This is a genomic window from Gordonia sp. NPDC003585, assembly GCF_040610755.1.
Lineage (GTDB): Bacteria > Actinomycetota > Actinomycetes > Mycobacteriales > Mycobacteriaceae > Gordonia.
The window spans coordinates 1-5,838 of the sequence record NZ_JBEXMX010000144.1; the positions used below are offsets into that span (position 1 = coordinate 1).

A 5,838-nucleotide genomic window follows, 5' to 3' on the forward strand; every position below is an offset into this window, starting at 1 on the left:
CGCAGGGCGGGCGCGTTGCCGCGTGTGCCGACCAGCGTCGGCGCGATTCCGACCCGCATCATGGCGGTGGCCAGCACCCCGTGCGTCTCGGGGGCGTGCGGGTCGAGTCCGAGGAGGTAGCGCTCGCCGTCTTTGTGTCCGGCGGCCAGAACCCACAGGCGCAGGACTCGCGGGGTGGGCGTCCAGCCGATGGGCATCGCCTTGACCGCACCGGCCGACCACGCGCGATGAAGGGCATCGAGCTCATGACACGACGCCGTCCGCGCCAGCGGTGTCCCCTCTTCGGAGGACGTGACCTCCGCGGCGAGCCCGGCTGACCGCATCTCGTCGGCGATGGAGTCGGCCCGCCACTGATCGGGCACGACGATCGAGACCCGCGTACCGGAATCCGACCTCACCGATTGCCCGTGCGCAGCCAGCAATCCCGCGAGGTCGTCACACGCGGGCTGTTCGGTCTCCGCCGAGAAGAACGACAACTGGCCCACGTGATCGAGATTACTCATGGAGAGACAAACCCGCCCCCGGCTTGGCCGGGGGCGGGTTGAAGCTGCGTCGTGCGCAGTGCGCGAGCTCGTCTCAGACGGCGCGAACACCGGTGGCCTGCGGGCCCTTGGTGCCCTGGCCGACCTCGAACTCGACTCGCTGGTTCTCTTCGAGAGTGCGGAAACCGGATCCCTGGATCTCGGAGTAGTGGACGAACACGTCGTCGGACCCCTCATCAGGTGCGATGAAGCCGAAGCCCTTTTCCGCGTTGAACCACTTCACAGTTCCCTGTGCCATTACTGCAATCCTTTACATGAACGTGTCGCGACACGATGGTCACCGTGCCGTGGCCGGTCTGACCGCCATACCTCAAAGAGCCCCGCGAAGGTCAATGCTGACCCGCCAAACTAACCTCAGTACCACGGCTGCAACTCGATCTCGCTGTTCACCACCGTCGGTGATAGGCGAAAGCTTGCGGCCGCACCTAGTCAATCATGTTCGGTCCCGCCGCGATAGTCGCACCAACCAATGAGAGCAAAAACCTGGCAGATTTCAGCCAAACGACATCACCAAGTAACATCTGCGCCCGCTCAGTGGAAGTCGGACGTGCTGCCACCGGAGAAGATTCACGTCACCAATGCATAAGTCGACCTACGGCACCGAGCTCCTCCGACGGTCGCTCGCCGGCTCCGATCACGATCCGTCACCCGTCACCCATGTCGAGGTGATTCCCTCCGCCGCACCGTCTTTCGCGCCCTGGCCGGAGTGGCTCCCACCTGCACTGATCGAGGCATTCGGCGACGACGGAGTCGAGCAACCGTGGCTCCACCAGGCTGCTGCGGCGCACGCTGCCCGGCGTGGTGAGCACGTGGTGATCTGCACCGGCACAGCATCTGGCAAATCGCTCGCTTACCAAATGCCAATTCTCACCGAACTACTTGAACATAGGAATTCCACAGCGCTATATCTCTCCCCGACAAAGGCATTGGGCGCCGATCAGATCAGATCAGTCACTCGACTCATTGCCGGGCGTGAAGAATATTCCCATTTGCAACCATGTGCTTATGACGGCGACACCGACCCGGAGATTCGCCAGTGGGCCCGCGCACACTCGCGGTGGATCTTCACCAATCCGGACATGCTGCACATCGGCATCCTGTCGGGACACCCGCGGTGGCGCCAGTTCTTTCGGCATTTGAAGTTCGTCGTGGTCGACGAATGCCACCACTACCGTGGGGTGTTCGGCGCGCACACGTCGCTCGTCCTACGACGCCTCTTGCGCATCGCGCGCGCCGCGGGCGGTAACCCGGTGGTGATCGGCGCCAGCGCAACGGTCGCCGATCCGGCAGAGTCGTTGGGCCGCTTGATCGGTGAGCCGGCGGTCGCCGTCACCGAGGACTCATCACCGCGGGGCGAACGGACCGTCGCGCTGTGGGAGCCCGACTTCTTACCCGCGGTGACCGGTGAGAACGGCGCACCGGTACGACGGTCGGCTGGTGCCGAATCGGCGCGCCTGCTGGCGGATTTCGTGGTCGAGGGCGCGCGGACCCTGTGTTTCGCACGGAGCCGACGAGGGGTGGAACTCACCGCGCTGAGCGCTCAACGGCTTCTGCAGGAGAGCGCCCCGAATCTCGTCGAGCGAGTGGCCGCCTACCGAGCCGGGTACCTCGCCGACGATCGCCGACGCCTCGAGCGCGCCATCAACGACGGTTCGCTCGTCGGCGTCGCGACCACCAACGCGCTCGAATTGGGTGTCGACATCAGCGGATTGGACGCCGTGATCGTCAGCGGCTACCCCGGAACCGTTGCGTCGTTCTGGCAGCAGGCCGGTCGCGCAGGCCGCCAACGCGAGTCGGGCGACTCGCTTGTGGTGCTGGTGGCCCGCGACGATCCGCTCGACACCTACCTCGTCCATCACCCCGAAGCCCTGCTCGGCACGCCGGTCGAGGCGACGGTCTTCGATCCGACCAACCCGTACGTGCTCGGCCCGCACCTGCTGTGCGCTGCGGCCGAGGCGCCGTTGTCGGACAAGGAGATCGACAAGTGGGACGCCCGTCCAGTGGCCGAACAGTTGCAGGCCGACGGGTTACTGCGCCGACGGAAGGCCGGCTGGTATGTGGCGCCGGGCGTGGAACCGCACGCCGACATCGACATTCGCGGCGGCATCGGCGGGCAGGTCCTGATCGTCGATGCGACGACGTCGCAGTTGCTCGGGACAGTCGACTCCGGGCGCGCCCCCGCGTCGGTGCATCCCGGCGCAGTGCACATTCATCAGGGACGGACGTACCTGATCGACGAACTCGACCTCGACGACGGGCTCGCGCTCGCGCATCCGGAGGATCCCGACTGGACCACCTCGGCCCGCGACATCACCGATGTGACCATCACCAGCGTGGTGCGCAGCGACATCGTCGGTCCGCTCACCGTCGCGCTGGTCGAGGTGGACGTGACGCATCAGGTGGTCGGGTATCTGCGGACGCTGCTGACCGGCGAGGTGCTCGACGCCGTCGAACTCGACATGCCTGCACAGACGCTGCACACCCGGGCGGTGATGTACACGCTCACTCCCGAGGCCCTGGGCGCGGCCGGGATCGACGCCACCCGCATGCCGGGTGCCCTGCACGCCGCCGAGCACGCCGCGATCGGTCTACTGCCGTTGGTGGCCACCTGCGATCGCTGGGACATCGGCGGCCTGTCGACCGATCTCCATCCCGACACCGGGCTGCCGACCGTGTTCGTCTACGACGGCTACATGGGTGGCGCCGGCTTCGCCGACCGGGGGTACGAGGCGTTCGGCACGTGGATCGAGGCGACGCGTTCGGCGGTGGCCAGCTGTGCCTGCGAGGCCGGTTGCCCGTCGTGCGTGCAGAGCCCCAAATGCGGCAACGGCAACGAACCACTGGACAAATCCGGCGCTCTACTCGTCTTGGAGCTGCTCGGTCGGCAATACTTGACACATGCCTGACGATGCGTCCCATCACGGGATCGACGCTCCCCGCCTGATCACCCGTCAGACACAAGTGTTCTTCCTGCTCGCCCGCCCGACCCAGAACACCGACAATCTCCCCTCCTCCATCGGCGAACACGACGTGTTCTTCTCCGAAGCACAAGCTCTCGACGCGCTCGACGTGCATTACGCCTGGTGTGCAGCGCGCTCGGGTGGTTTCACACCCGTGGTGACCTCCGCGCAGTGGTACCTGCAGACCGCACTGGTAGGTCCGCGGATCGCGCCCGCCCTCGGCGAGGTGTATCTGGCCGCGACCGACAACCACTCGGGTGAGACGTGGGCCGCCGCCGGCGGCTTCCTCACCGAGGGCGAGCTCATCCACTGGTCGGCATTCGTCCGGGCCGTCCGGCCGTGGATTCCCACGCCCGGGAGCGCGGAGGTCTTCGAACTCGCCTACCGCGGCGACACCTCCGTGCACTTTCACCAATTGTGGTTTGCACCTATGAAATCCGTGCGCGTGTACCCGAAACCGATCGTCGTCGACAGCGACGCCGGCGAGGACTGACCGGCGTCACACCGGCCCCGCCCGCGCCTGCGCGGTCGCGTCCCGAATCCCGAGACCGCCGAGTTCGACGGGTATCCGGGCCCGCACCACCACATCGTCACCGTCGAGTCGACACTCGGCCAACACGGCCGGCGGGCGTTGTGCCGACGCCAGATCCCGGGCCGCCGCACAGGGTTCTCCGTCGGCTCCGGCATGTGCGATCGCTGCGGCCAGCGCCGCGAGGTCGGCCGCCGATTGGGCACGGTGCCGTGCGACCACCGCGGCCCCGAGATAGAGCACAAGGACGATGATCGACGTCAGTGCCGCGATGGCGAAGGCCGCCAGGATGGTCGCGTTGCCCCGATCATCCGCCAGGAAGCGATTCATGGGTCCACCCCGGCGCCGGCCTGAATCGGCCCGCTCACTTCGTTCCCGGCGCCGGGAGCGAAGTCGACCTGATCCTCGCCACGCGGCTCCTTGACCGCGATCGCGGTCGCAGACACCGACAGCCCCGGCAGGAACAGCACCCGCGACCGGACAACGGCCGAAATACGTTCGGCATCTTCGGAAATCGTCACGTCGACATCACCGCCGATCTGCTCTCCCGCCTCCCGTGCCGAATCGTCGCCGGCCGCGGCGAGTCGCGCGACCTCCCGAGCCGCATCCGTGCACCGGATCTGGGCAACCATGCCGGCCACTGCACCGACGACGATCAGCGCGGTCACGACGATCGCCGCGATCGCGTACGCGGCCTCCACGGTCACCATCCCCGACTCGTCGGCAAGACTCGCGCGCAGACGCTTTCGCGTCCGGGCGCATCTGCGGCGTCGGATCATCCGACCGAGGTGCTCAACGCCTTGCCGATGATCCCGGTCAGCGCACTGACGATATTGTCACCGGTGACGACGGTGTAGAGAATCGCGCCGAAGGCCGCGGCAGCAATAGTGCCGATGGCGTACTCGGCCGTTGACATTCCGTCCTCGTCGGTGATGATCTGCAAGGCGTGCGTGTTGATCCGATCGATCGCGGCACGGCAGGTGTTGAGCGGTGACATTGTTTCCTCCCAGGCGGTTTCGGGCTCGGTGAGCCCTCTACATACTTGGACGCAGCGGCGGCGAGTTTGGATCCATCGGAGTACCACGAATGACCTACGCGGCATTCTCCTGTTCCCTGGTGGTCACGCAGACGATCAACGCCGCAGATCTGGGCGGATTCCCGCACGCCGACCAGCCTGGTCCTCACAGAAAGTAGGGGAAGGAGTTTCTTCCCCGACCCTTGGAGTCCTCCCCCCAAATTTTCGCGGGGATGACTTGGAACTTAGGGGACGAAGTTCTTCCCCTAGATTTTAGGGGGCACGGCGCAAGCGGACTTGCCCAGGTCATCGAACTCTTCGAGCCAGGCAGCGGTGGGTCACCTCAGAGAGATTGATCGAATTCACATGCCGCCCAACACCGTTGATGCCAGGCCGATCACAACCGGCACGATGCCCAGGCAGATGAAGGCGGGCAGGAAGCACAGGCCCAGTGGTCCGCTGATCGCAACACCGGCACGCTCGGCCGCGGCGGTGGCAGCGTCGTGTGCCAGTCGTCGGGTGTCGTCGGCCAACTCGACGAGACCCGCGGCCAACGACGAACCGGCGCGGGAACTGCGGCGGGCCATCGACGCCAGCGCATCCAGATGCTGCTGCGCGGCACCGTGTTTCCCGGAATCGTGAAGAACGTTCAGCACCGACCACGCCGAGTCGGGGTCGGCGCCGAGGTCGAGCAGATCGGCGACCTCGCTCAATGGCCCCGCCAGCGAGGTCGGCGCCGAACCTGCCACGGTTCGGGCGGCGCCGCCGATCGGCAGGCCCGCCCGCAAACAC

The 5,838-nt window shown here is 66.4% G+C and carries 8 protein-coding genes; 2 read left to right on the plus strand and 6 right to left on the minus strand.

The window, feature by feature from the left end; genetic code table 11:
- Nucleotides 1-485: hypothetical protein (locus ABZW74_RS23625; RefSeq protein WP_355279848.1), on the minus strand; the 485-nt coding region annotated here is incomplete at its 3' end.
- A gap of 91 nt (nucleotides 486-576) precedes the next feature.
- Nucleotides 577-780, minus strand: a complete 204-nt coding sequence (locus tag ABZW74_RS23630) for a cold-shock protein (RefSeq protein WP_004022110.1) — start codon at nucleotides 778-780, stop codon at nucleotides 577-579.
- Between the two features lie 340 nt (nucleotides 781-1,120).
- Here ABZW74_RS23630 and ABZW74_RS23635 point away from each other — a divergent pair, with 340 nt between their 5' ends.
- Together ABZW74_RS23635 and ABZW74_RS23640 are read left to right on the plus strand one after the other, a co-directional pair.
- Nucleotides 1,121-3,448 carry a DEAD/DEAH box helicase gene (locus tag ABZW74_RS23635; RefSeq protein WP_355279834.1) on the plus strand — a complete coding sequence of 776 codons (2,328 nt, stop codon included), beginning with the start codon at nucleotides 1,121-1,123 and terminating at the stop codon, nucleotides 3,446-3,448.
- Nucleotides 3,441-3,995 carry a hypothetical protein gene (locus tag ABZW74_RS23640; RefSeq protein WP_355279837.1) on the plus strand — a complete coding sequence of 185 codons (555 nt, stop codon included), beginning with the start codon at nucleotides 3,441-3,443 and terminating at the stop codon, nucleotides 3,993-3,995. The genes ABZW74_RS23635 and ABZW74_RS23640 overlap by 8 nt, the downstream gene beginning before the upstream one ends.
- Nucleotides 3,996-4,001: 6 nt before the next feature.
- Here ABZW74_RS23640 and ABZW74_RS23645 read toward each other — a convergent pair whose 3' ends face one another.
- From ABZW74_RS23645 to ABZW74_RS23660, 4 genes are all read right to left on the minus strand, one after another.
- Nucleotides 4,002-4,361 carry an Rv3654c family TadE-like protein gene (locus tag ABZW74_RS23645; RefSeq protein ID WP_355279839.1) on the minus strand — a complete coding sequence of 120 codons (360 nt, stop codon included), beginning with the start codon at nucleotides 4,359-4,361 and terminating at the stop codon, nucleotides 4,002-4,004.
- The gene (locus ABZW74_RS23650) at nucleotides 4,358-4,741 is read right to left on the minus strand and encodes a TadE family type IV pilus minor pilin (RefSeq protein ID WP_355279842.1); all 384 of its coding nucleotides are present in this window, start codon (nucleotides 4,739-4,741) and stop codon (nucleotides 4,358-4,360) included. The genes ABZW74_RS23645 and ABZW74_RS23650 overlap by 4 nt, the downstream gene beginning before the upstream one ends.
- 65 nt (nucleotides 4,742-4,806) lie before the next feature.
- Nucleotides 4,807-5,028 (minus strand): DUF4244 domain-containing protein, encoded by a 222-nt coding sequence (locus ABZW74_RS23655; RefSeq protein ID WP_240856176.1) that lies wholly within the window; start codon nucleotides 5,026-5,028, stop codon nucleotides 4,807-4,809.
- A gap of 380 nt (nucleotides 5,029-5,408) precedes the next feature.
- Nucleotides 5,409-5,838: type II secretion system F family protein (locus ABZW74_RS23660; protein WP_355279845.1), on the minus strand; the 430-nt coding region annotated here is incomplete at its 5' end.